Source organism: Actinomadura syzygii (assembly GCF_008085905.1).
GTDB lineage: Bacteria > Actinomycetota > Actinomycetes > Streptosporangiales > Streptosporangiaceae > Spirillospora > Spirillospora syzygii.
Genome location: NZ_VSFF01000003.1, coordinates 137,063 through 160,430, shown reverse-complemented (window position 1 = coordinate 160,430; position 23,368 = coordinate 137,063). Strand labels below are relative to the sequence as shown.

The 23,368-nt window shown below is 74.7% G+C and carries 19 protein-coding genes; 8 read left to right on the top strand and 11 right to left on the bottom strand.

The annotated features are described in order from the left end of the window. Positions 1 to 21 precede the first annotated feature (21 nt). The gene (locus FXF65_RS07815) at positions 22 to 1,401 is read left to right on the top strand and encodes an NADP-dependent succinic semialdehyde dehydrogenase (RefSeq protein WP_148349053.1); all 1,380 of its coding nucleotides are present in this window, start codon (positions 22 to 24) and stop codon (positions 1,399 to 1,401) included. A 9-nt stretch (positions 1,402 to 1,410) separates the two neighbouring features. Here the strand turns inward: FXF65_RS07815 and FXF65_RS07810 are convergent, their stop codons facing one another. From FXF65_RS07810 to FXF65_RS07775, 8 genes are all read right to left on the bottom strand, one after another. Next, positions 1,411 to 2,823 carry an aldehyde dehydrogenase (NADP(+)) gene (locus FXF65_RS07810; protein WP_246198411.1) on the bottom strand — a complete coding sequence of 471 codons (1,413 nt, stop codon included), beginning with the start codon at positions 2,821 to 2,823 and terminating at the stop codon, positions 1,411 to 1,413. Between the two features lie 14 nt (positions 2,824 to 2,837). Beyond that, on the bottom strand, positions 2,838 to 3,839 hold the full coding sequence (locus tag FXF65_RS07805; protein ID WP_148349051.1) for a proline racemase family protein: 1,002 nt from the start codon (positions 3,837 to 3,839) through the stop codon (positions 2,838 to 2,840). Continuing rightward, positions 3,839 to 4,768 carry a dihydrodipicolinate synthase family protein gene (locus FXF65_RS07800; protein ID WP_148349050.1) on the bottom strand — a complete coding sequence of 310 codons (930 nt, stop codon included), beginning with the start codon at positions 4,766 to 4,768 and terminating at the stop codon, positions 3,839 to 3,841. Before FXF65_RS07800 ends, FXF65_RS07805 begins: the two co-directional genes overlap by 1 nt. Further along, positions 4,765 to 6,195 (bottom strand): FAD/NAD(P)-dependent oxidoreductase, encoded by a 1,431-nt coding sequence (locus tag FXF65_RS07795; protein ID WP_148349049.1) that lies wholly within the window; start codon positions 6,193 to 6,195, stop codon positions 4,765 to 4,767. Before FXF65_RS07795 ends, FXF65_RS07800 begins: the two co-directional genes overlap by 4 nt. Continuing rightward, positions 6,192 to 6,494, bottom strand: coding sequence for a (2Fe-2S)-binding protein (locus FXF65_RS07790; RefSeq protein ID WP_148349048.1), 303 nt, complete (start codon positions 6,492 to 6,494; stop codon positions 6,192 to 6,194). Before FXF65_RS07790 ends, FXF65_RS07795 begins: the two co-directional genes overlap by 4 nt. Next, positions 6,491 to 7,651 carry an NAD(P)/FAD-dependent oxidoreductase gene (locus FXF65_RS07785; RefSeq protein WP_148349047.1) on the bottom strand — a complete coding sequence of 387 codons (1,161 nt, stop codon included), beginning with the start codon at positions 7,649 to 7,651 and terminating at the stop codon, positions 6,491 to 6,493. Before FXF65_RS07785 ends, FXF65_RS07790 begins: the two co-directional genes overlap by 4 nt. Before the next feature lie 61 nt (positions 7,652 to 7,712). Then, positions 7,713 to 8,315 (bottom strand): helix-turn-helix domain-containing protein, encoded by a 603-nt coding sequence (locus tag FXF65_RS07780; protein WP_222868430.1) that lies wholly within the window; start codon positions 8,313 to 8,315, stop codon positions 7,713 to 7,715. Between the two features lie 82 nt (positions 8,316 to 8,397). Continuing rightward, positions 8,398 to 9,375, bottom strand: a complete 978-nt coding sequence (locus tag FXF65_RS07775; protein ID WP_148349045.1) for an ornithine cyclodeaminase family protein — start codon at positions 9,373 to 9,375, stop codon at positions 8,398 to 8,400. Positions 9,376 to 9,531: 156 nt separating this feature from the next. On the opposite strand from FXF65_RS07775, the gene FXF65_RS07770 reads away from it, so the two are divergent. Genes FXF65_RS07770 through FXF65_RS07755 form a run of 4 tightly spaced genes read left to right on the top strand, consistent with a single transcriptional unit; the run spans position 9,532 to position 14,237 of the window. After that, on the top strand, positions 9,532 to 10,827 hold the full coding sequence (locus FXF65_RS07770; protein ID WP_187412169.1) for a branched-chain amino acid ABC transporter substrate-binding protein: 1,296 nt from the start codon (positions 9,532 to 9,534) through the stop codon (positions 10,825 to 10,827). Positions 10,828 to 10,837: 10 nt separating this feature from the next. Then, positions 10,838 to 11,737, top strand: a complete 900-nt coding sequence (locus FXF65_RS07765; protein ID WP_148349043.1) for a branched-chain amino acid ABC transporter permease — start codon at positions 10,838 to 10,840, stop codon at positions 11,735 to 11,737. Beyond that, positions 11,734 to 13,497 carry a branched-chain amino acid ABC transporter ATP-binding protein/permease gene (locus tag FXF65_RS45145; RefSeq protein WP_148349042.1) on the top strand — a complete coding sequence of 588 codons (1,764 nt, stop codon included), beginning with the start codon at positions 11,734 to 11,736 and terminating at the stop codon, positions 13,495 to 13,497. The genes FXF65_RS07765 and FXF65_RS45145 overlap by 4 nt, the downstream gene beginning before the upstream one ends. After that, positions 13,494 to 14,237, top strand: a complete 744-nt coding sequence (locus tag FXF65_RS07755) for an ABC transporter ATP-binding protein (protein WP_425458741.1) — start codon at positions 13,494 to 13,496, stop codon at positions 14,235 to 14,237. Before FXF65_RS45145 ends, FXF65_RS07755 begins: the two co-directional genes overlap by 4 nt. Here FXF65_RS07755 and FXF65_RS45805 read toward each other — a convergent pair. Next, positions 14,223 to 16,145 (bottom strand): glycine betaine ABC transporter substrate-binding protein, encoded by a 1,923-nt coding sequence (locus tag FXF65_RS45805; RefSeq protein WP_148349041.1) that lies wholly within the window; start codon positions 16,143 to 16,145, stop codon positions 14,223 to 14,225. The genes FXF65_RS07755 and FXF65_RS45805 overlap by 15 nt on opposite strands. 89 nt (positions 16,146 to 16,234) lie before the next feature. Then, positions 16,235 to 18,370 carry a thiamine pyrophosphate-dependent enzyme gene (locus FXF65_RS07745; RefSeq protein ID WP_148349040.1) on the bottom strand — a complete coding sequence of 712 codons (2,136 nt, stop codon included), beginning with the start codon at positions 18,368 to 18,370 and terminating at the stop codon, positions 16,235 to 16,237. Positions 18,371 to 18,595: 225 nt separating this feature from the next. Between FXF65_RS07745 and FXF65_RS07740 the strand changes: the two genes are divergently transcribed. Genes FXF65_RS07740 through FXF65_RS07730 form a run of 3 tightly spaced genes read left to right on the top strand, consistent with a single transcriptional unit; the run spans position 18,596 to position 22,445 of the window. Further along, positions 18,596 to 20,128 (top strand): aldehyde dehydrogenase family protein, encoded by a 1,533-nt coding sequence (locus FXF65_RS07740; protein ID WP_148349039.1) that lies wholly within the window; start codon positions 18,596 to 18,598, stop codon positions 20,126 to 20,128. Positions 20,129 to 20,137: 9 nt separating this feature from the next. Further along, on the top strand, positions 20,138 to 21,292 hold the full coding sequence (locus FXF65_RS07735) for an NAD(P)/FAD-dependent oxidoreductase (protein WP_148349038.1): 1,155 nt from the start codon (positions 20,138 to 20,140) through the stop codon (positions 21,290 to 21,292). Further along, positions 21,285 to 22,445 carry a Glu/Leu/Phe/Val family dehydrogenase gene (locus FXF65_RS07730; RefSeq protein ID WP_148349037.1) on the top strand — a complete coding sequence of 387 codons (1,161 nt, stop codon included), beginning with the start codon at positions 21,285 to 21,287 and terminating at the stop codon, positions 22,443 to 22,445. The genes FXF65_RS07735 and FXF65_RS07730 overlap by 8 nt, the downstream gene beginning before the upstream one ends. Here FXF65_RS07730 and FXF65_RS07725 read toward each other — a convergent pair. Beyond that, positions 22,405 to 23,349, bottom strand: a complete 945-nt coding sequence (locus tag FXF65_RS07725; protein ID WP_148349036.1) for a LysR family transcriptional regulator — start codon at positions 23,347 to 23,349, stop codon at positions 22,405 to 22,407. The genes FXF65_RS07730 and FXF65_RS07725 overlap by 41 nt on opposite strands. Between the last annotated feature and the right edge of the window lie 19 nt (positions 23,350 to 23,368).

Genomic DNA, 23,368 nt, shown 5'->3' with positions numbered 1-23,368 from the left:
CGCCACGGGCACCTCCCCGGCATGACGACGATCGCGACGACCAACCCCGCGACGGGCGAGGTGGAGAAGACCTTCGACGCGCTGACCGGCGAGGAGGTCGACCGGCGCATCGCCCGGGCCGCGCAGACGTTCGCCTCCTACCGGACGACCGCGCTCGACCGGCGCGCGGAATGGATGAACGCGGCGGCGGACATCCTCGACCGGGAGGCCGAGCAGATCGCCGTGATCATGACCACCGAGATGGGCAAGACGCTGAAGGCCGCCGGGTCGGAGGCGCGCAAGTGCGCGAAGGCGTGCCGGTTCTACGCGGAGCACGCGGCGGAGTTCCTCGCCGACCGGCGTCCCGCCGACCCCCGCGACGTGGACGCGCGGGACGCCTACGTCCGCTACGAGCCGCTCGGGCCGGTCCTCGCGGTCATGCCGTGGAACTTCCCGCTCTGGCAGGTGGTCAGGTTCGCCGCGCCGGGGCTGATGGCGGGGAACGTCGGGCTGCTGAAGCACGCGTCGAACGTCCCGCAGACGGCGCTGTTCCTGGAGGACCTGTTCCACCGCGCCGGGTTCCCCGAGGGCGCCTTCCAAACGCTGCTGATCGGGTCGTCGCAGGTCGAGCAGGTGCTGCGGGACCCGCGGGTGAAGGCGGCGACGCTCACCGGCAGCGAGCCCGCCGGGCGGTCCGTCGCGTCGATCGCCGGGAGCGAGGTCAAGACGACGGTGCTGGAACTCGGCGGCAGCGACCCGTTCGTGGTGATGCCGTCCGCCGACATCGAGGCCGCGGCGAGGACGGCGGCGGAGTCCCGGTGCCTCAACAACGGGCAGAGCTGCATCTCCGCGAAGCGGTTCATCGTGGACATCGGCTGCGCGGACGAGTTCGAGCGGCGGTTCGTCGCGGACATGCGCGCGAAGAAGGTCGGCGACCCGCTGGACGACGCCACCGACATCGGCCCCCTCGTCAGCGAGCGGGCCCGCGCCGAGACCGAGGAACTGGTCGCGGACGCGGTCTCCAAGGGCGCGGAGGTGCTGTGCGGCGGCGAGCGCCCGGACGGCCCCGGCTGGTTCTACCCGCCGACCGTCGTGTCCGGGGTGACGCCGGAGATGCGGATGTACCACGAGGAGGTGTTCGCGCCGGTCGCGTCGCTGTTCCGCGTGCGCGGGGTGTCGGAGGCGGTCGAGGTCGCGAACGCGACGGGCTTCGGGCTCGGCTCCAACGCCTGGACGCGCGACGACGACGAGCGGGAGCGGTTCGTCCGGGAACTCGACGCCGGGCAGGTGTTCATCAACGGGATGACGACGTCCTATCCGGAGCTGCCGTTCGGTGGGACGAAGCGCTCCGGCTACGGGCGCGAACTGTCCGCGGAGGGCATGCACGCCTTCTGCAACGCCAAGACGGTCTGGGTCGGCTGACTCTTTCTCCTATCGGACGTCCTGCGGGACGTTCCACGGGTTGTCGTCGCGGAGCGGGGGCGGCAGGAGTTCCTGCGGCCAGCCCTGGAAGGCGACGGGACGCAGGAACCGCTCGATCGCGGCCGTTCCGACCGAGGTGGTGGACGGCGCGGTCGTCGCCGGGTACGGGCCGCCGTGCTGCATCGCGTTGGTGACGGAGACGCCGGTCGGCCACTGGTTCCACAGGACACGTCCGGCGCGTCCCGCGAGCACGGCCGCCGACGCGGCGAGGTCGGCGGCCTCGTCAGGTTCGGCGTGCAGCGACGCGGTGAGCTGGCCCGGCAGCGCGGCGAGGACGCCGGGCAGGTCGGACAGCCGCTCGTAGGCGACGACCAGCCCGAGCGGGCCGAAGCACTCCTCGGCGGCAGCGGCGTCGAAGGCGTCCAGGTCGGTGGCGAGGAGGCGCGGCGCGGTGGACGACGGGTCGTCCGGCCAGACCAGCCGCCGGACGCCGGGGCGGGCCGCCAGCGCGTCCGCCCCGGCCACGAACGCGGAGCCGATGCGGTCGTTCAGCATCGGCGCGTCAGGGACGTCTCGCACGCGCCGCGCGATCCGGTCCACCAGCCCGGCGGGCGCGAACAACAGGCCGGGGTTGGTGCAGAACTGTCCCGCGCCCAGGGTGAGCGACGCCGCGTAACCCTGGACGATCTCGTCACCGCGCGTCTGCGCGGCGCGGGGCGTCACCACGGACGGGTTGACGCTGCCCATCTCCGCGAAGAACGGGATCGGCACGGGACGTTCGGCGGCGATCTTCGCGAGCGCCAGCCCGCCGCGCTGCGAGCCGGTGAACGCGGCGGCGGCGACGCCGGGATGCCGCAGGGCCGCGACGCCCGCGTCCTCGCCCTCGCCCTCGCCCGCGTCCTCGACGAGGCCGAACACCCCGTCCGGGAGCCCGGCGGCGCGGATCGCCTCGGCCGTCCGGCGGGACAGGCGCGGATGCCCGGGATGGGCCTTGACCACGACCGGGCAGCCGGCCGCCCACGCGGACGCGGTGTCGCCGCCCGCGACGCTGAACGCGAACGGGAAGTTGCTCGCCGCGAACACGAGCACGGGACCGACGGCCATCCGGCAGCGGCGCAGGTCGGGGCGCGGGCCGTTGGGCCGGTCCGGGTCGGGACGGTCGATGCGCGCGTCGTGGAAGGCGCCCGCGCGCACCGCGTCGGCGAACATCGCGAGCTGGAACGTCGTGCGCGTCAGCTCGCCGTTCAGCCGGGCCTCGCCGAGGCGCGTCTCTTCGTCCGCGAGGGCGACGAGGTCGGCCCTGGCGCCCTCCAGGGCGGCGGCGACCGATGTCAGGGCGGCGGCGCGGGTCTCGGGCGGGGCGGCGGCCCAGCCGGGCGCGGCCGACACGGCGGCGTCCACGGCCGAGTCGACGGCCGTCATGGAAGTGGGAGTCATCAGAAGGTGAAGCCCTCGGGGAACGGGTCGGCGGGGTCGAGGAGGTAGTTCGCGGTGCCGGTGATCCAGGCGCGGCCGGAGATCTCCGGGACGACGGCGGGGAGCCCGCCGACCTCGGTCGTGCCGGCGAGCCTGCCGTGGAAGCGGGTCCCGATGAACGACTCGTTCACGAACCGGGTGTCCAGGGGCAGGTCGCCGCGGGCGTGCAGCTGCGCCATGCGCGCGCAGGTGCCGGTGCCGCACGGCGACCGGTCGAACCAGCCCGGGTGGATCGCCATGGCGTTGCGGGAGTGCTTCGCGTCCGAGCCCGGCGCGAGGAACTGGACGTGCTTGGTCCCGCCGACGCCCGGGTCCTCGGGGTGCCGCGGCGGGTTCCGCTCGTTGATCGCTGCCATGATCGCGAGCCCGGCCCGGACGATGTCGTCCTTGCGGGACCGGTCGAACGGCAGGCCGAGGGCGTCCAGCTCGGTGATCGCGTAGAAGTTGCCGCCGTAGGCCATGTCGTAGCGGACCTCGCCGAGCCCGGGGACGTCCACGACGGCGTCGCGTTCGAGCAGGAAGGACGGCACCATGCGCACCGTGGCGCTCTCCGCGCGCCCGTCGCGGACCGCGACCCTCGCCTCGACGAGCCCGGCGGGCGCGTCCAGCCGGACGACCGTCTCCGGCTCGGTGACCTCGACCATCCCCGTCTCGACCAGGACGGTCGCCAGCGCGATCGTGCCGTGCCCGCACATCGGCAGGAAGCCGGACGCCTCGATGTAGACGACGCCCCAGTCGGCGTCCGGACGGGTGGGCTCCTGGAGGATCGCGCCGCTCATCGCGGCGTGGCCGCGCGGCTCGTCCATGAGGAAGCTGCGCAGGCCGTCCAGGTGCTCGATCGCGTGCAGGCGCTTCGCGGCCATCGTGTCGCCGGGGATCGGCGCGACGCCGCCGGTGACGATCCGGGCCGGGTTGCCCTCGGTGTGGGAGTCGACGGCGCTGATCGTGCGGACCGAGCGCATCAGGCGGCCCGCCGCCGGTCGAGGGCCGCGACGGCGCGGGCCATGTCGTCGGCGACGGCGGCGCGCTGCTCGGCGGTGAGCGGCCCGCGCGGCGGGCGGCACGCCCCGCCGTACCGGCCCACGAGGTCCATCCCGAGCTTGATCGCCTGGACGAACTCGGTGCGCGAGTCCCAGCGGAACGCCGCGACGAGCGGCTCGTACAGGGCGCGGGCCTCCTCCAGCCTGCCGCCGGTCGCAAGGTCGTAGAGCAGGGCCGACTCGGCGGGGAACACGTTGGGGAAGCCCGCGAACCATCCGGTCGCGCCCATCAGCAGCGATTCGAGGACGACGTCGTCCGCGCCCGCGACCACCTCCAGCCCCGGCGCCTTCTCCCCTATCTCCAGGACGCGGCGGACGTCCCCGGAGAACTCCTTGACCGCCACGACCCCGTCGATCCGCGCGATCTCCGCGAGCAGGCCGGGGGTGAGGTCGACCTTGGTGTCGATCGGGTTGTTGTAGACCATGACCGGAAGACCCACGGACGCGACGGCCTCGAAGTGCGCGACGATCTCGGCCCGGTTGGCCCGGTACATGGTCGGGGGGAGGCAGAGGACGCCGTCCGCGCCGTCCTCGGCGGCGATCTCGGCCCAGTGCCGCGCCTGGTGGGAGCCGGGGGCGTGCACCCCGGCGACGACCACGCCGTCCCCGCCGACCGCCTCCACGGCGGTGCGGGCGACGCGGCGGCGCTCCGCGTCGGTCAGCGACGAGTACTCGCCGAGGGAGCCGTTCGGGCCGACGCCGCGGCAGCCGCTGCCGACCACCCAGCGGCAGTGCTCGGCGTAGGCGTCGTAGTCGACGGCGAGCCCGGCGGGCGCGGCCGCGTCCGCGCGGTAGGGCAGGGCCGTGGCCACGATGACGCCGCCGAGGCCGGTGGGCTGCGTGTCGCTCATCGGGCGCTCTCTTTCCTGTCGGTGTTCTCGATCGGGTTCTCGACCGGTGGCTGGGCCAGTTCGCCTAGCCGGATCGGCTGGGCGACCGGGCGGTGGTGCGGGTTCCCGCCCGCGTCCGGCAGCAACTCGGCGACCGTCGGGCCGCAGATGCGCCCCTGGCAGGGGCCGAGGCCCGCGCGGGTGCCGAGCCTGACCGCGTGCGCCGAGTTGCGGGACGGGTCGCCGCCCGCGCTCAGCAGCGCACCGTACGTCGTCTCCTCGCAGCGGCACACGACGGTCTCCGGGCGGAGCCAGCCGGGCCACGCCGCGCCGATCGGATGCGCGGCGGCGAGCCGCGCGGCGAACGCGCGGGCCCGGTCGCGGCTGCGGCGCGTCCGGACCGCCTCGGGGGCGTCCGGGGCTCCTCCCCCGGCGATCCATCCGGCGAGGAGGCCCTCGGTGCGGGCGGCCTGCGCCCCGGCGATGCCGGTGATCTCCCCGGCGGCGTGGACGCCGGGGACGCTGGTCCGCTGGTCGGCGTCCACCTCGGTGAACGCGCCGTCGCGGAGCGCGCACCCGGCGGCGACGGGGAGTTCGAGGCGCGGGCTGAAGCCGTGGGTGACGCAGAGGGCGTCGACGGCGATCGTCCGCTCGGTGCCGGGCACGACGGACCAGTCGGGACGCAGCCGCGCCGTAACCGCCTCCTCGACGCGGCCGTCGCCGCGCGCCTCGACGACGGCGCGGCCCGTCCGGTAGGGGACCCGGCGGCGGGCGAGCAGGCCGAGGTATCCGGCCAGCTCACCGGCCTTGCCGGACTCGGCGGGAAGCTCCCACGGGCGGCGTCCCCAGCCCCGCGCCACGGTCGACGCGGTGTTGGCCTCCAGCACGCCGTGGACGGCGGCGCCCGCGTCCAGCAGCGACGCGGCGACCGGGAGCAGGAACGGCCCGGTCCCGGCGATCAGCACGCTGTCGCCGATGACGAGCCGCTCGCCCTTGACGAGGGCCTGCGCCGCCCCGGCGGTGTGGACTCCGGGGAGTTCCCAGCCGGGGAACGGCAGCACGCGGTCGTGCGCGCCCGGCGCGAGGACGAGCGCGTCGGGCACGAGCACGTGCCGCGCCCGCCCCGCTCCGTCGGCCTCGCCGCGCAGCACGTGGACGTGCGGGACGCCCCGGTCGGGACGCTCGACGGCCCAGACCGCGCTCTCCGGCCACCAGTCGCACCGCGCGTGCCCGAGCACGTGGTCGCGGAGGCGCTCGAAGCCGCGCCACCCGTGGTGGAGGCGTCCGGGGTCGGCGGCGGCGAAGGCGCCGGGAAGCATCCGGTGGTACTGGCCGCCCGGGTTCTCGGCGGCGTCGAGCAGCGTCACCGCCGCCCCGGCCCGCAACGCCCCCGCCGCCGCCCCAAGCCCCGCGGGCCCCGCCCCGACGACCACGACACGCCTCGTCATCGAAGGTCTCCTTGCGCGCGGGACTGGGTCGTCACGGTGTCACCCTCGTGGGCGCGGCGGGCGCAGGCGCGGACGTCGCGGACGCCGTTCACGGTCACCAGGCAGTCGAAGCACACGCCGATGCCGCAGAACACGCCGCGCGGGGCGCCGGACGGGCCCGTCCGCCAAGCGCGGTGGCCGGACGCGAGCAGCACGCCCGCGATGGTCTGGCCCGTGATCCCGGCGACCGGCTCGCCGTCCACGGTGATCCGCAGCGGGACGTCGCGCCGTCCCGCCGGGTCGTCGTCCACGAGCCTCATGCGGCGCGTCCCTCCGGGCGGACGGCGGGCCGGTCGACGCGGAACGGCGCGGCGTCGATCTCCGGTTCGCGGCCGAGCATCAGGTCGCGCAGGACGGCGGCGGTCCCGGCGGAGAGCCCGATCCCGGCGCCCTCGTGGCCGGTGGCGTGCCAGAGGCCGGCCAGCTCCGGGTCGGGGCCGATCACGGGGAGGTGGTCGGCGACGTACGGGCGGAACCCGCCGTAGGCGCGCATCACCGGGACCCCGGCCAGCGACGGGAACAGGCGCAGCGCCCTCGCCGCGAGCACCGACAGCACGCCGGGGCGGATCCGGTCGTTGAACCCGGCGCGGCGGCGCGTCGAGCCGATCAGGACCGTCCCGGCGCGGGTCGACTCGACCACGGCGGACGCCTGGAGCCCCGCCTCGCCGCTGCCGACCGCGCCCACGTAGTCGGCGTCGTAGACCTTGTGGAAGACGGTCGGCGGCAGCGGCGCCGTGACGAGCACCTCGCCGCGCCGGGGCCGGACGTCCAGCCGGACGCCGAGCCGCGCCGCGACCTCGCCCGACCACGGCCCGGCGGCGTTGACGACGGCGTCGGCGCCGACCGTCCCGCCGGTGGTGCGCACGCCGGTGATCCGGCCCTTTCGTGTGACGGCGCCGGTCACCTCGCAGCCGGTGCGCAGCACGGCCCCGGCCCGGACGGCGGCGCCGAGCAGCGCGGTGGCCGCGGCGGCGGGCTGGACCTGCGCGTCCTCGGGGTAGTGGACGGCGGCGGCGACGTCCTTCACCGCGTGCGGCTCGGCGTCGGCGAAGGCGGCGGCGTCCAGTTCGGCGGCGGTGATCCCGGCGGCACGCTGGCCCGCGGCGAAGGCGCGCAGGGCTGCGGCGCCCTCCGGCGTGGTCGCGACGACGATCCCGCCTTTGGCCTCCCATTCGACCGCTTCGGGATCGGGAAGCGCTTCCAGGAGGCGCGGCCAGAGCCGGAGCGACAGCCGCGCCAGCTCCAGTTCGGGACCGGGCTCCTTGTCGGAAACGAGGATGTTGCCCTCGCCGTGCGCCGTGGTCGCGGCGGCGGGACGCGCCCGCTCGACGACGGTCACCGCGCATCCGGCGGCGGTCAGCTCGCGGGCGCAGGCGGCGCCGACGATCCCGGCGCCCAGCACCACGACCCGCGTCATCGCCCCTCCGATCGTTCGTTAAACCGAACGCTTTGAGACTAGGACCGCCGCCCGCCCCCTGTCAACGCGCCTCGTCCTCCGGCTGGACCAGATGCGGCGGCGCGTCGGAGGCGGCGTGAAGGCGCTGGTCGGAGCGGTATTCCAGGAGCAGCACCGACCGGACGGGGCCGTCCGGGGCGGTGTAGGCGTGCGGCAGCCGGGCGTCGAAGCCCACGTAGTCGCCGGGACCGAGTTCGACGTCCGTGCCGTCGACCGTTACGCCGAGGCGCCCGGCCTGGACGATCGTGTGCTCCGTCCCGACGTGGCCGAGCGAGTCCTGCCGGCATCCGGCCCTGACCTGCTGGTCGTACACCTCGAAGATCGCGCCGCCGGACTCGATGCCGCGCAGCGGGCGCAGGTCGACGCCCGCGCCGCGCAGCACCTCGACGTCCGCCGCGCGGACCACGGTCGGCCCGGTCGGCTCGCGGTGGTCGAGCAGGTCGGAGATCGGCACTTCGAGGGCCCGCGACAGGCTGAACACCGTCTCGATCGTCGGGTTCCCGGCCCCGGCCTCCAACTGCGACAGCGTCGCCTTGCCGATCTTCGACCGGCGGGACAGCTCGGACAGCGACAGGCCGCGCGCCAGCCGGGCCCGCCGCAGGTTTCCGGCCAGCACGTCCCGCACCGATTCCCCTGACGCGCCCACGGTCCCCGCCCTCTCGTCCAGCGTTCGGTATACCGAACCATCCTAGCGGGCGGCGGGACGGTCAGAGGTCCGCGTGCCGCCCCGCGCCGAGATCGCGGGCGCGCTCGACGATGACGGACGCCGCCGCCGTGTCCTGCACGCCGACGCCGACGCTGTTGTAGAACACGATGTCCTCGGCCGACTCGCGCCCGTCGGCGAGGCCCGCGACGATGGGGCCCAGGGGTTGCACCCGCTCTGGGCTGAGCCGTCCCGCGCGGATCGCCGCCACGACCGGACCGGCGTGGTCCAGCGCGGACGGCACGTCGTCCACCACGATCGACGCGGCCCGGGTGAGGACGTCGTCCTCCACCTCCACCCGGTCCGGGGCGAACGAGCCGACGCTCAGGACGGTGCAGCCGGAGTCGAGCCACGCTCCGCCGACGACCGGCTCCGCACTCGTCGTCGCGGTGACCACGATCTGCGCGCCCTCCACGGCGTCCCGGACGGACGGCGCCGCCACTACCGGCAGGCCCAGCTCGTCCGCGAGCCCGGCGGCGATGTCGCAGGTCTCCGGGTGGCGGCAGGCCAGCGCGACCCGCTCGACCGGCCTGACCTCCGCCATCGCCCGGACGTGCGCGCGTCCCTGCGGACCGCAGCCGATCACGGCGAGACGGGACGCGTCCGGCGCCGCGAGGTGGTCGGCGGCGACCGCGCTCGCCGCGGACGTGCGCAGCGTCGTCACCGACTCCCCCTCGATGATCGCGACGGGCCGCCCGTCCTCCGGGTCCTGGACGATCACGAGCGCCGACACGGTCGGCAGGCCGCGCGCCGCGTTGTCCGGGTGCACGCTGCCGAACTTGGACACCGCGCCCGTGCCGGGCATCCGGGAGACGTAGCAGAACGCGACGTCGCCGTCCGGGCCGTCCAGGAGGAGCCGCGGCGCGAGCCGCGCCTCCCGGCGGCCGAGCGCGCGGAACGCGGCGCGCTGCGAGGCGATCGCCGAAGGCAGGTCGAACACCGCGCGCACGTCGGCGGCGGAGAGCAGCAGCACTTCGGGCATCCGACGATCCTCCCGAGGACGCTCCCGCTCCGTCCAGCGCGGAAGGGCAAGCGGTTCTTATCGATCACTACATGAGATCGCATGCTTGGTCGTCTCGACGCAGGTGCGCCGACGTTTCACGCTTTCACCATCCCGCCCGCGAGCGACGGAGGCCCGATGACCGCAGCGAAGCGAGGATCTTCGGGCCACCGGCCCGAGGGTCCAGGGGGCGTCCCCCAGCCCGCCGGGCTGGAGGCCCGATCGGTTCCCCGACACCCTCCCCGGCGGCGCGGACGTCGGTTTCGCGGCGTCGCGGCGGTCGGGGTCGGTCTCCTGCTGGTTCCGCTCGGCGCGGGGTGCGGGGACTCGGGTGGGTCGGACGGGTCGGGGCCGATCAAGATCGGCGTTCCCGCGCCGCTGAGCGGCGACTCGGCCTCGGCGGGGCAGGACATCCTCGCCGCCGCCAAGGTCGCCGCCGCCGAGATCAACAAGGCGGGCGGGGTCAAGGGCCGCAAGATCGACATCGTGGAGGCCGACGACCAGTGCAGCGCCCAGCAGGGCGCGCAGGCCGCGCAGAAGCTGCTGAACAGCAAGGTCGTGGCGGTCGCGGGCGGCTACTGCTCCGGCGCGGCGGTGCCCGCGATCCCGATCTACGGGCGGCGGAGCGTCCCGTTCGTGATGGACGCCTCCACCAACCCGTCGCTCACCGACACCGGCAAGGGCAAGGTGTTCCGCACCTGCGGGCGCGACGACAACCAGGGCCTCGTCGCCGCGAAGTTCATGACCGGCCCGCTCGGCGCCAAGCGCGTCGCGCTCCTGCACGACAACACCACCTACGCCAAGGGCCTCGCGGACGCGGCGGCGAACTCGGTCAAGCAGGCGGGCGGGCAGGTCGTCTACGAGGACGCGCTGCAGCCCGGCCAGTCCGACTACAGCCCCGTCCTGACGAGGGTGGCCTCGACGAAGCCGGACGTCCTGTACTTCACCGGATACTTCGCCGAGGCGGGCCTGCTGATGAAGCAGCGCAAGCAGCTCGGGCTGAAGTTCACGCTGATGGGCGGGGACGCGACGACCGACTCGACCGTCCTGAAGACGGCGGGCTCGGCGGCGGACGGCTACATCGCGACCACCGCCCCGCTGGCCAAGGACCTGCCCGCCGCGGCCGGGTTCGTGTCGGCCTACAAGGCGGCGAACAACGCCGACCCGGGGCCGTTCTCGGTGTACGAGTACGACGCGGTGAAGGTCATCGCGAAGGCGGTCGGCGACGCCGGGTCGACGGACGGCGAGGACCTCATCGCCGCCCTCCACAAGATCAAGGACTTCCCGGGCATCACCGGGCCGATCACCTTCGACCAGAAGGGCGACCGGACCGACCCGCTGTACATCACCGTCCAGGTCCAGTCCGGCGCGTTCACCGCCTACAAGAAGCTGGACAAGACCGGCGGCACCTGGGTGGACGCCAAGACCTCATGAGCGGGGACCCATGAGCGAGTTCGTCCAGTACCTGGTGAACGGCCTGACGATCGGGGCGTTCCTCGCGCTGATCGCGCTCGGCTACTCGATGATCTACGGCGTGGTCCGGCTGATCAACTTCGCGCACGGCGACGTGTTCATGATCGGCGCGTTCGCCGGTTTCGGGACGCTGACCACGCTCGGCGTCACCGGCGGGACGGCACTGCCCGCGATCATCGCGGCGGTCGTCGTCGGCGCCCTGACCACGGGAGTCGTCGGCACCGGCATCGCGAAGGTCGCCTACGTGCCGCTGCTGTCGTCACCGCGCCTGGCGATCCTGATCGCGGCGATCGGAGTGTCGCTCGCGCTGGAGGAGGGCGTCAAGGTGCTGACCGACGCGCGGTTCAAGTCGTACCCGCACGCCCTGGACGGCGGCCGGATCTTCAGCGGCGCCGTCCACGTCACGTGGGGGCAGCTCACGCTCGTCCTCCTCTCGGTCGTGCTGATGGCGGGCCTGTGGCTGTTCGTGACGCGGACCGTGACGGGCACCGCGATGCGCGCCCTCGCCATGGACCGGGACGCCGCCCGCCTGCAAGGCATCAACGTCGAGCGGCTCATCCTCACGACGTTCTTCATCGGCTCGATGCTGGCGGGCGCGGCGGGCGTCATGTACGGGCTGTACTACGTGCAGATCAGCTTCGGCATGGGGTTCCTGATCGGGCTGCGCGCGTTCACCGCCGCCGTGCTCGGCGGCATCGGGAACCTGCCGGGGACGATGGTCGCGGGCGTCGCGATCGGGCTCGTCCAGTCGTTCTCGGCGGGGTACGTCTCGTCCCGCTGGACGGACGTGATCATCTTTGGACTGCTGATCGCGGTGCTGGCGCTGAGACCCACCGGCCTGTTCGGCGAGCGCGTCGTGGAGCGGGCATGAGGAGCCGCCTGGTGGTACCCGCGCGGGCCGAGGCGGCGGCCCGGTTCGGCGGCTGGCCGCTGCTCGTCGTGGTCGCGCTCGTCGCGGGCGCGACGATGGACGACTACGCGCTCACCGTCGCCGGGACGATCCTCATCTACGCGATCCTCGGCCTCGGGATCAACATCGTCGTCGGCTACGCCGGGCTGCTCGACCTCGGCTTCGCCGCGTTCTTCGCGATCGGCGCGTACACGTCCGGGCTGCTGATGGTGAAGCAGGAGTGGAACTTCTGGCTGACGCTGCCGGTCGCGGTGGCCGCCGCGGCGGCGGCCGGGGTGGTGATCGGGTATCCGACGCTGCGGCTGCGCAGCGACTACCTCGCCATCGTCACGCTCGGCTTCGGGGAGATCATCCGGATCACGGTGATCAACCTGGAGACGACCGGCGGGCCGAACGGGCTGACCGGCATCCCGCCGGTGACGGTCGGCGGCCGGGAGATCGTCACGCCCCGGGACTTCTTCTACCTGGCGCTCGCGTTCTTCGTCGTCGTGCTGGCCGCGACGGCGCTGCTCGCCCGGTCCCGGCTCGCCTACGCCTGGCGCGCCATCCGGTCGGACGACACGGCCGCCGAGGCGGTCGGGGTGCCCGCCCGGCGGGTGAAGCTGCTCGCCTACGTGCTCGGCGCGACGGCGGGCGCGACCGCCGGGCCGCTGAACGCGGCGCAGCTCGGCACCGTGGACCCGTCCAGCTTCACGTTCCTGACCTCGCTGATGATCCTCCTCGTGGTGATCATCGGCGGGATGGGCAGCCGTCCCGGGGTGATGGTCGGCGCCATCGTGATCATCGCGCTGCCGGAGGTGCTGCGGACCGTCCAGGAGTACCGGGGGCTGTTCTTCGCGCTGCTGCTGATCCTGATCGTGCTGCTGCGGCCGCAGGGCGTGTGGCCGTACCGGCCGCGAAGGCTGCGGCTGCCCGCCGCCGCCGGGCCCGCGCCCGAACTCCCGGCGGCGGAGGGCACGCTGCTGGAGGTGACGGGCCTGTCCCGGTCGTTCGGCGGCGTCACCGCCGTGGACGGCCTCGACCTGCGCGCCGCCGCCGGCCAGGTGGTCAGCGTGATCGGGCCGAACGGCGCGGGCAAGACGACGGCGTTCAACTGCGTCACTGGGATGATCGCGCCGTCCGCCGGGACGGTCGTGCTCGCGGGCCGGGACGTCGTCGGCCGGGCCCCGCACCGGGTCGCCGCCGCCGGGCTCGCCCGCACGTTCCAGAGCATCCGGCTGTTCGACGACATGACCGTCGCGGAGAACGTGCTGATCGGCCGGTTCGCGCGGGACCGGGGGCTGCTGCGGCCGCTGTCGCGCGCCGACCTCGGCACCGTCCGCCGCTGCCTGGAGTTCACCGGGCTGCTCGACGCCGCCGACCGTCCGGCGGGCGGACTGTCCTACGGCGACCGGCGCCGCCTGGAGATCGCGCGGGCGCTCGCCGGGGACCCGCGCGTCCTGCTGCTGGACGAGCCCGCCGCGGGCGCGAACCCGACCGAGAAGCGCGCCCTGATGGAGCTGATCGCGCGGATCAGCGCGCTCGGCGCCGCCGTCGTGCTGATCGAGCACGACGTCGCGCTGGTGATGTCGATCTCCGACCGGGTGACGGTGCTGGAGTACGGCCGGATGATCGCCGAGGGCCCGCCCGCCGAGATCCAGGAGGACCAGCGGGTCATCGCCGCCTACCTCGGCGTCCCGGACGATCCGGAGACCGACCTCGTCACGGAGGTGCTGCGGTGACGCTGCTGCGGGTGAGCGGGCTGCACAGCCGGTACGGGCAGGTGGAGGCCCTCACCGGGATCTCGTTCGAGGTGGCGGAGGGCGAGATCGTCGCGCTGCTCGGCAGCAACGGCGCGGGCAAGACGACCACGCTGCGGACGCTCACCGGGCTGCACCGGGCCCGGTCGGGACGCGTCGAGTTCGACGGCCGCGACATCACCCGGCTCCCCGCGCACCGGATCGTCGCGGCGGGGCTGGGGCACGTCCCGGAGGGGCGGCGCGTGTTCCCGGCGCTGAACGTCGCGGAGAACCTGCTGCTCGGCGGGTACCTCAACCGGCGCGACCGGGCCGGGGTCGCGGCCCGCCGCGAGGAGGTGTACGAGATGTTCCCGCGGCTCGGCGAGCGGCGCGGGCAGCTCGCGGGCCTGCTGTCGGGCGGCGAGCAGCAGATGCTCGCGATCGGGCGGGCCCTGATGCTGCGTCCCCGCCTGCTGGCGCTGGACGAGCCGACGATGGGCCTCGCCCCGCAGATGGCGCAGCAGGTGCTCCGCGTCGTCCGGGAGATCCGGGACGGCGGCGCGACCGTCCTGATCGTCGAGCAGAACGCGCACCAGACGCTGCGCCTCGCCGACCGCGCGTACGTCCTGGAGACGGGCCGGATCGTGCTGGACGGCCCGGCGGCCGACCTCGCGAGCGACGACCGGGTGCGGGCCGCCTACCTCGGCGGCGACCCCGCGATCGACCCCTCATCCTCCGCGTAGCAGCCCGTTCTGGACGAGCCACGCCTTGGCGACGTCCTCGACCTCGTCCTTGTCGACCGCGACCCGCGCGTTCATGTAGCGGAGGTCCTCGGTGGTCAGCTCGGCCGAGACGGCGTCGAGCGCGGCGCGGGCCGCCGCGTCCACCCGGCGGTCCGCGACGAGGGGCGTCACGTTCTGGGCGCCGAACAGGTGCTCCGGGTCGCTGAGGACGGTGAAGCCGTGCGAGCGGAGCAGCGGGTCGGTGGTGAACATCTGCGCGGCCTGGAGGGATCCCCGGTCGAGGAGGTCGGCCATCGTGCCGAAGTCCTCCTGCCGGAACGGCTGGAAGCCCTTGAACCCGGCCCCGTAGACGGCCCGGAGGCCGATCAGTCCCTGGCGGCGGGTCTGGGCCTCGGGGGTGCCGCCGAGGACGAACTCGTCCGCCGCGTCCGCGAGGTCGGCGAGGGAGGTCAGCCCGTATCGGCGCGCCGTCCGGCGGGTCACGACGACGGCGTCCTTGTCCTCGGCCTTCGACGAGGCGAGTAACCGCAGGCCCGGAGGCAGTTTGCGGCGCAGCGCGGCGTTCACCGACTTCGTCGTCGCGGGAGTGCGCGCGCCGAGGTCGACCGCGCCCAGGTAGGACGCGAGCGCCCCGTTGTACTCGGGGACGACGTCGACCTCGCCGCTCCGCACGAGCGGGAAGTACGCCTCGCGGGAGCCGATTGCGTGCCTGCGGACGACCTTCCGGCCCCGGGCCTCCAGCGCCTGCGCGTAGATCTCGCCGAGCAGGACGCTCTCCGGGAAGTTCGCGGACCCGACGGTCAGCGGCCGCGCGGGCGCCGTGACGGGCGCCGTGACGGGCGCGGTGGGGCGCTTCCGCTCGGGCCACGACGCGGCGGCCACGGCGGCGGCGGCCAGGGCGCCCGACAAGGCCAGCGCGGTACCGACGATCAGCACCCGGCGGCGGCGCCAGGCCGAGATCACCGTGCGTCCCGACGCCGGGCCCGGGTGCCGCTCCGCGCGGTCGGACGGCTCCGCGTCCCCGCGTCCGATGGTCGGGGAGCGCGGGTGCGCGCCCTCCGGCACGAGGCCCCGGTCCCGGCGGGTCGTCCCGCCCTCCGGGGGCTCGGCGGTCCGTTCGCCGTAGCCGAGCAGCCTGACCAGGACGTCGCGCGCCGCCGGACGGCTCGCGGGATCCTCGGCGAGGCACGGCGCGACGATCTCCGCCAGCCATCCAGGCAGGTCCGCGAGGCACCGCTCCAGCCGCAGCAGGCGGCCGAACGCGCTGCCCGGCCCGTCCTCGCCGAGCACGGCCGGGCCGAGCGCGGCGTAGGCCATCGTGACCGCCCAGGCGAACACGTCCGCCGCCGCGCCGACCTCGCCGCCCGCCGCCTGCTCCGGCGCCATGAACGCGGGCGTCCCGGACGACCCGGGCGCGCCCCGGCCGGACGGGCCGAGCGCCCGCGCGACGCCGAAGTCCACGACGCGGGGGCCGTCCGGGGCGAGCAGGACGTTGCCCGGCGTGAAGTCGCGGTGGACGACGTCCGCCGCGTGCGTCGCGGCGAGCGCGACCATCGTCCCGACCGCGAGCCGCTCCAGTTCGACGCCGGACAGCGGGCCGCCGTCCTCGACGGCGGCCTTCAGCGACGGCCCGTCGACGTACTCGCTGACGATGTAGGGGCGGTCGCCGTCCGTCCCGGCGTCCAGGACGCGGGCCGTGCAGAACCGCGCGACCTGCCGGACGAGCGTGATCTCCGACAGGTCGGCGGCCCGCCCGCCGTGCGGCGTCTTGAGGGCGACCGGCCCGCCGGACGCGCCCGGCCAGCGCGCCAGGTAGACGACGCCCTGGCCGCCCTCGCCGAGCCGTCCCAGGAGTTCGTATCCGCCGATCGCCGCCGGGTCGTCCGGCCGGAGGGGTTCGATGGCCACCGCGGGGCCGCCTTTCGCTCGGACGTGTCACGATTCGACACGAAACAGGACGAAGCGGTTCCGCGAAACATCGTGCGACGCCGCGGAGTTCAGTCTCCGCCAGCCTCCCCGCGGACGAGCCGCAGCGCAGCGTCCTCGATCGTGGACTCCGAGAGCAGGACGTGGTAGGCGGCGTCGCCGAGCGGGACGAAGCTGTCCGCGCTCGCGACGCGGGCGGCCCGGCCCCGGAACCCGGCGTCGGCGAGCGCGGTCAGGACGGCCTCGGACACGCCGCCCGTCCGGCGCGTCTCGTCCGCGACCAGGACGGTCCCGGTGGCGCGCGCCTCGCGCAGCAGGTCGCCGACGGGCAGCGGCGCGAGCCAGCGCAGGTCGAGGACGCGGCACCGGACGCCTGCCCGCGCCAGCCGCCGCGCGGCGCGCAGGCTCATCCGCAGCCCGTTCGCGAACGTGGCGATGGTGAGGTCGCGGCCGTCCCCGTAGGTGCGCGCCCGGCCGATCGGGACCGTGCCCCCGGCGGGCGCCAGCCAGCCGCCGTCGCCCTCTTCGTGCAGGTCGCGGACGTGGTACAGCGCGATCGGCTCCAGGAACACGCACACCCGTCCGTCGGTCTCGGCGGAGTCGGCGCAGGCGCGCAGCATCCCCGCCGCGTCGTCCGGACGGGCCGGAGAGGCGATCACGAGCCCCGGAATGTCGCGGAGCGCGGCCACGGCGTTGTCGTTGTGGAAGTGCCCGCCGAACCCCTTCTGGTAGGCGTAGCCGGGGACGCGGACGACCATCGGGTTGCGGTACCGCCCGCGCGAGAAGAACGGCAGCGTCGCCGCCTCCCCGCGGATCTGGTCGGCGGCGTTGTGCAGGTAGGCGAGGTACTGGATCTCCGGCACGGGCAGCATCCCGGCGAGGCCGAACCCGAGCGCCAGCCCGAGCACGGACTGCTCGTCCAGGATCGTGTCGAACACCCGCGCCGCGCCCGCCCGCCTCAGCAGCCCGCGCGTGACGCCGTAGACGCCGCCCTTGCGGGCGACGTCCTCGCCGAAGACGAGCAGGCCGGGCCGCTCGTCCAGAAGGTCGCCGAGCGTCCGGTTGACCGCCTGCGCGACCGTGACCGGCTCCCCGCTCCCCCGCGTCTCGTCCGGCGGCGTGGACGCGGCGGCGAGCGGCGCCATCACCTCGGCGGCGGACGCGAGCCGCGGCGCGTCCGCGACCTTCGCGGCGAGCGCCATCACCTCCGCGCGCTTCGCCTCGTACCGGTCGACGACCTCGGCGGGCGTCGCGGCGCCGCGCGCGACGAGCAGCCGCGCCGTCCGGACCAGTGGGTCACGCTCTAGGTCGGCCGCCAACTCGGCGGGCGTCCGGTAGGACGACTCGACGTCCGACCCGGCGTGCCCCATCAGCCGGACGGTCCGCAAGTGCAGAAACGCGGGACGCCGCCGCTCCCGCACCCACGCGACCGCCGCCGCCGACACGGCGCAGGCGTCGTCGAGATCGCAGCCGTCAGCGTGGAAGTAGGCGAGCCCCGGACGCGACCCGTATGCGGCCTGGATCCAGCCGGGCGGCGTCCGGACGCTGATCCCGATCCCGTTGTCCTCGCAGACCAGCAGCAGCGGCAGCGGAAGCCCCTGGTAGCCGCAGTTCACCGCCGCGTTGATCGCGCCCGCGGCGGTCGAGTGATTGGCGGACGCGTCCCCGAACCCGCACACGGCGACCGCGTCGCTCGGCCACGGCGTGCCGAGGCCGAGCCGCGCCGCGCGCTCGATCGCGAACGCCACGCCCAGCGCGCGCGGCAGGTGCGAGGCGATCGTGGACGTCTGCGGGATCACGTGCAGCCGGTGGCTCCCGAACACCTTGTGGCGGCCGCCCGCGATGGGCTCCTCGGCGGCGGCGACCAGGCCCAGCAGCACGTCGCGCAGCGGATCGCCGCCGGGGACCTGGCGGGCCCGCTCCAGGAAGAACGCGCCGGACCGGTAGTGCAGCAGCGCCGGGTCGTCCGGCCGCAGCGCGGCGGCGACGGCCGCGTTCCCCTCGTGCCCCGCCGACCCGATCGTGTAGTAGCCGCGTCCCCGCGACCTGAGCCGGCGGGCGGCGAGGTCGAGGTGGCGGCTGCCGATCTGGGCGTCGAACAGCTCCAGCAGGCGCGCGTCGTCCACCGGGCCGGGCGGCGCGGGCTCGGCCGGCGGTGTCAGGGACGCGACCGTCTCAAGGAAGTGGACGTCGGCGGGCTCGGACATGCGGTCTCCTGCGTGGACGAGGACGCCGTTCGAGCATCGGACGCCGCCGTGCCCCGGGTCGACCTAGCCGAGCCCGCGAACCGGTTGGCGCTTCACCAAGAAACCCTTAACGCCCTTCTGGAACGGCCTGAACGAGGGAGCGTCAGGTGGGCTTGGGCTCGCGGTAAGGAAGCCGCGCTCTGCCCGATCTTGGCGCGGACGCCCGGCCCTGTTCACCCTGAGACCGTGCTCTCCTCCGTCATCGGCGGCGCCCGCGTCCCGGCGGGTCCGCGCCCGTACCGTTCCACCGACCCGTCCCGGACGTCCGAGGTCGTGGCCGAGGTGTCCCTCGCGGACGCGGACGACCTCGTCCGCGCCTGCGAGGCCGCCCGAGAGGCGCAGGACGCGTGGCGGGACGTCCCGCCGCCCGTCCGCGGCCAGGCCGTCGCCGCGCTCGGCCGCCTCGTCGAGGCCAGCAAGGAGGCCCTCGCCCGCGTCGTGACCCGCGAGGTCGGCAAGCCGTACGCGGAGGCGCTCGGCGAGGTGCAGGAGATCGCGGACACGTGCGCGTTCTTCCTCGGCGAGGGGCGCCGCCTCTACGGGCAGACCGTCCCGTCGGAGATGCCGGACAAGCAGCTCTTCACCTTCCGCGACCCGGTCGGCGTCGTCGCCGTCATCACGGCGGGGAACTTCCCGGTGGCCGTGCCGTCCTGGTACATCGTCCCGGCCCTGCTCTGCGGGAACGCGGTCGTGTGGAAGCCCGCCGAGTACGCGGCGGCCTGCGCCGACGCGTTCTACGAGCTGTGCGCGCACGCGGGGCTGCCGGACGGCGTCCTCAACGTCGTCTACGCGGACGGCCCCGAGACGTTCCGCGGCCTGGAGCAGGCGCTCGGCCGCGGCCTGGTCGACAAGGTCGGGTTCACCGGCTCCACCGAGGTCGGGTCGCGGATCGGGGAGCTGTGCGGGCGGCACCTCCAGTCGCCGTGCCTGGAGCTCGGCGGCAAGAACCCGATGGTCGTCACCGAGGACGCCGACCTGCCGCTCGCCGTCGAGGGCGCCCTGTTCTCCGGGTTCGGGACGGCCGGGCAGCGCTGCACGTCGCTCGGGACGGCGATCGTCCACGAGTCGGTCCACGGCGAGTTCGTCCGGCTCCTGGACGAGGCCGTCGGCGCCGCCGCGGTGGGCGACCCGTCCGGCGACGTCCTGTACGGCCCGATGATCGACGAGCGGTTCGCGGACGGGTTCGAGAAGGTCCTCGGCTGGATCGGGCCCCACCACTCCATCCACGGCTCGACCGGCCGGATCACGGCCGCCGCGCCGCGCGACGGGTTCACCGGCGACGCCGACGCCGGGCTGTACTACCACCCGGTGGTCGTGGACGGCGTCGGCCCCGCCGACGAGCTGTTCATGAACGAGACCTTCGGCCCGATCATCGGCGTCGCCTCCTACCGGACGCTGGACGAGGCGATCGAGCTGGCGAACGCTCCCGGCTACGGCCTGTCCGCGTCCATCTACACGACGGACCCGGCGAAGGTCTTCGCGTTCCGCCGCCGGATCTCGGCGGGGATGGTGAGCGTGAACAACTCGACGTCCGGCGCGGAGGCGCACCTGCCGTTCGGCGGGAACGGACGCTCCGGCAACGGCAGCCGCCAGTCGGGAATGTGGGTGCTGGACCAGTTCACCCGCTGGCAGTCGATGAACTGGGACTACTCCGGACGCCTGCAGAAGGCGCAGATGGACGTCCTGGAGATCGTCCCCGATCCGGGCTTCCGGCTCTAGGCGGCCAGGATGGAGGCGGCCGGGGTGGAGGCGGAGGTCGTCGTCATCGGCGGCGGGGTGATGGGCACGAGCATCGCGTTCCACCTCGCGGAGGCTGGGGTGCGCGGCGTCGTCCTCGTGGAGCGCGACGAGCTGGGCTCCGGTTCGACGTGCAAGGCCGCGGGCGGGGTGCGGGCGCAGTTCTCCGACGAGGTCAACATCCGGCTCGGCGCCCGCAGCCTGGAGGCGTTCGGACGGTTCGGGGAACGTCCCGGGCAGGAGATCGACCTGCGCCGGGTCGGCTACCTGTTCCTGCTGTCGCGTCCCGAGGACGTCGCGTCGTTCGAGGCGGGCGTCGCGCTGCAGAACGAGCTGGGCGTGCCGAGCCGGATGGTCTCCGCGGCGGAGGCGCGGCGGCTGTCCCCGCTGATCGACACGGGCGGGCTGCTCGGCGCCGCCTTCTCCCCCGACGACGGGCACTGCACGCCCGAGTCGGTCGTCCTCGGGTACGCGACGGGCGCGCGGCGGCACGGCGCGACGATCCGCACGCACTGCGAGGTGCTCGGCATCGAGACCGGCGGCGGCGAGGTCACGGCCGTCGAGACGTCGCGCGGCCGGATCGCGACCTCCGCCGTGGTGTGCGCGGCCGGGCCGTGGTCGGCGGCGGTCGGCCGGATGGCCGGGGTCGACCTGCCGGTCGAGCCGCTGCGCCGCCAGATCGTGTTCACCGAGCCGATCCCGGGGCTGCCGCGTCCCGTCCCGATGACGATCGACTTCACGACGACGTTCTACTTCCACGGCGAGGGCGAGGGGCTGATGCTCGGCATGTCCGACCCGGACGAGGAGCCCGGCTTCGCGCTGGACCGCTCGGACGCCTGGCTCCCCCGCCTCACCGCGGCGATCGCGTCCCGCGCGCCGTCCCTTCTCGACGTCGGGCTCACCGGCGGCTGGGCGGGCCTGTACGAGGTGACGCCCGACCACAACGCGCTCATCGGGGAGGACGCCGCGGTCTCCCGGTTCCTGTACGCGACGGGCTTCTCCGGGCACGGGTTCCTGCAAGGCCCGGCGGTGGGCGAGGTCGTCCGCGACCTGTACCTGGGCCGCGAGCCGTTCGTCGACGTCGGCCCGCTGCACGCCGCGCGGTTCACCGGCGACGGGCTCCGTCCGGAGCTGAACCGTGTCTGACGTGCTGGCCTTGATGGACGAGTGGGGCCCCGAGCGGGTCGTCTGCGTCTCCGACTCGCGGACGGGCATGCGCGGCGTCCTCGTCATCGACAACACCGCGCGCGGCATGGGCAAGGGCGGCATGCGGATGAGCCCGTCCGTGACGGTCGCGGAGGTGGCGCGCCTCGCGCGGGTCATGACGTACAAGTGGGCGGGCGTCGACCTGTTCTTCGGCGGCGCGAAGGCCGGGATCATGGCCGACCCGGCCGCGCCGGACCGGGAGGCGGTGCTGCGGTCGTTCGTCCGGGCGCTGTCGCGGGAGATCCCGAGCCAGTACGTCGCGGGGCTCGACATGGGGCTGACGGAGCGGGACGCGGCGATCGTCCAGGACGAGCTGGCGGACCGGGGCGCGGCCGTCGGCACGCCGCACGCGCTCGGCGGGATGCCCTACGACGAGCTGGGCGTCACCGGCTTCGGCGTCGCGGAGGCCGCCGACGCCGCCGCGCGGCACGCCGGGACGTCCCTGCGCGGCGCGCGGGTCGCGGTGCAGGGGTTCGGCGCGGTCGGGCACGCGGCGGCGCGGCGGCTCGCCGAGCTGGGCGCGTCCGTCGTCGCGGTGTCCACCGCGCGCGGGGCGCTGCACGACCCGGACGGCCTGGACGTCGCCCGCCTGCTCGACCTGCGCGCCGAGGTCGGGGACGCCGCGGTCGAGGAGTACGGCGGGCGGCTGCTGGACGTGGGCGCGGAGCTGCTCGTCCCGGCGGACGTGCTCGTCCCGGCCGCGACGCAGGACGTCATCGACGAGCGCGTCGCCGCCGACATCGGCGCGCGCATCGTCGTGGAGGGCGCGAACCTGCCCACCGGCCCGGCCGCGCAGGACGTGCTCGCCGCGCGCGGGATCACGGTCGTGCCCGATTTCGTCGCCAACGCGGGCGGGGTCGTCGCGGCCGGGTTCGCGATGGACGCCCGCTACTCGCCGTTCCGTCCCGACCCGGACGCGGTGTTCGCCGCCGTCTCGGCGAAGACACGGGAGAACACGCGGACGGTCCTCGCGGCCGCCCGCGCCCAGGGCACGACCACGCACCGGGCGGCCGTCGAACTGGCGCAGCGGCGGGTGCGGGCGGCGATGGACCTCAAGGGCCGCCTTCCGCGCGCGGACCGGTCGCCCCGCTGATCTGCGCCCCGACCGTCCGCGCGACCTCGGCGAGGCCGCGCATCGCGTCCTTGACCAGCGGGTTCGTGTTCGTCGTCCGGCGCAGGACGGTGACGTGCCGCTGCGGGCTCCGGCGGCTCAGCTTCAGCGTCCGCAGCCCCGGCGCGGGCACGCAGCCGAGCGCGGGGACGAGCGCGATCCCGAGCCCGCACCCGACGAGCCCGCACACCACCGCGTAGTCGTTGCTGCGGAACGCGATGTTCGGCGTGAACCCGGCGGTGCTGCACAGCCGTAACAGCGCCTGCGCGCCGGAGCTCTCCGGGCGGCTCGCGATCCACGTCTCCGAGGTGAGGTCGCGGAGCCGCACGGTGCGTCCACCGGCGAGCGGATGCTCCTCCGGCACGCACAGGACGAGGTTCTCGTCCATCACCGGCGTCTCCACGATCTGGGCGGGCCAGGTGCGGGGGAACAGGTCGTACCGGTAGACGAGCTGGAGGTCGAGGTCGCCGTCGAGGAGTTCGGGGAGCAGCTCGTCGGGCTCTCCCTCCGACAGCTTGATCTCGATGCCGGGCCGGACGCGGGACAGCTCCGCCAGCACCCGCGGCAGGATGCGGGCGCTGGCGGTCGGGAAGCTGCCGAGCTGCAGCGCGCCGCGCTCGCCGACGGCGACCGTCCGCAGCTCCCGTTCGAGGGTGTCGAGCGCGGACAGCACGTCGTTGCCCTTGCTGACCACGAGGAACGCGGCGCTGGTCGGCCGGACGCTGCGGGCCCGGCGCTCGAACAGCACCAGGCCGCAGGCCCGCTCCAGCGCGGCGATCTGCTGGGAGACCGCGGACGCCGTGTACCCGAGGTTGCGGGCGGCGTCCGCGAAGGAGCCGGTGCGGACGACCTCGCGCACCGTCTGGATGTGCAGGGGACTGATCATGGGCGCACCCCGTTCTGGC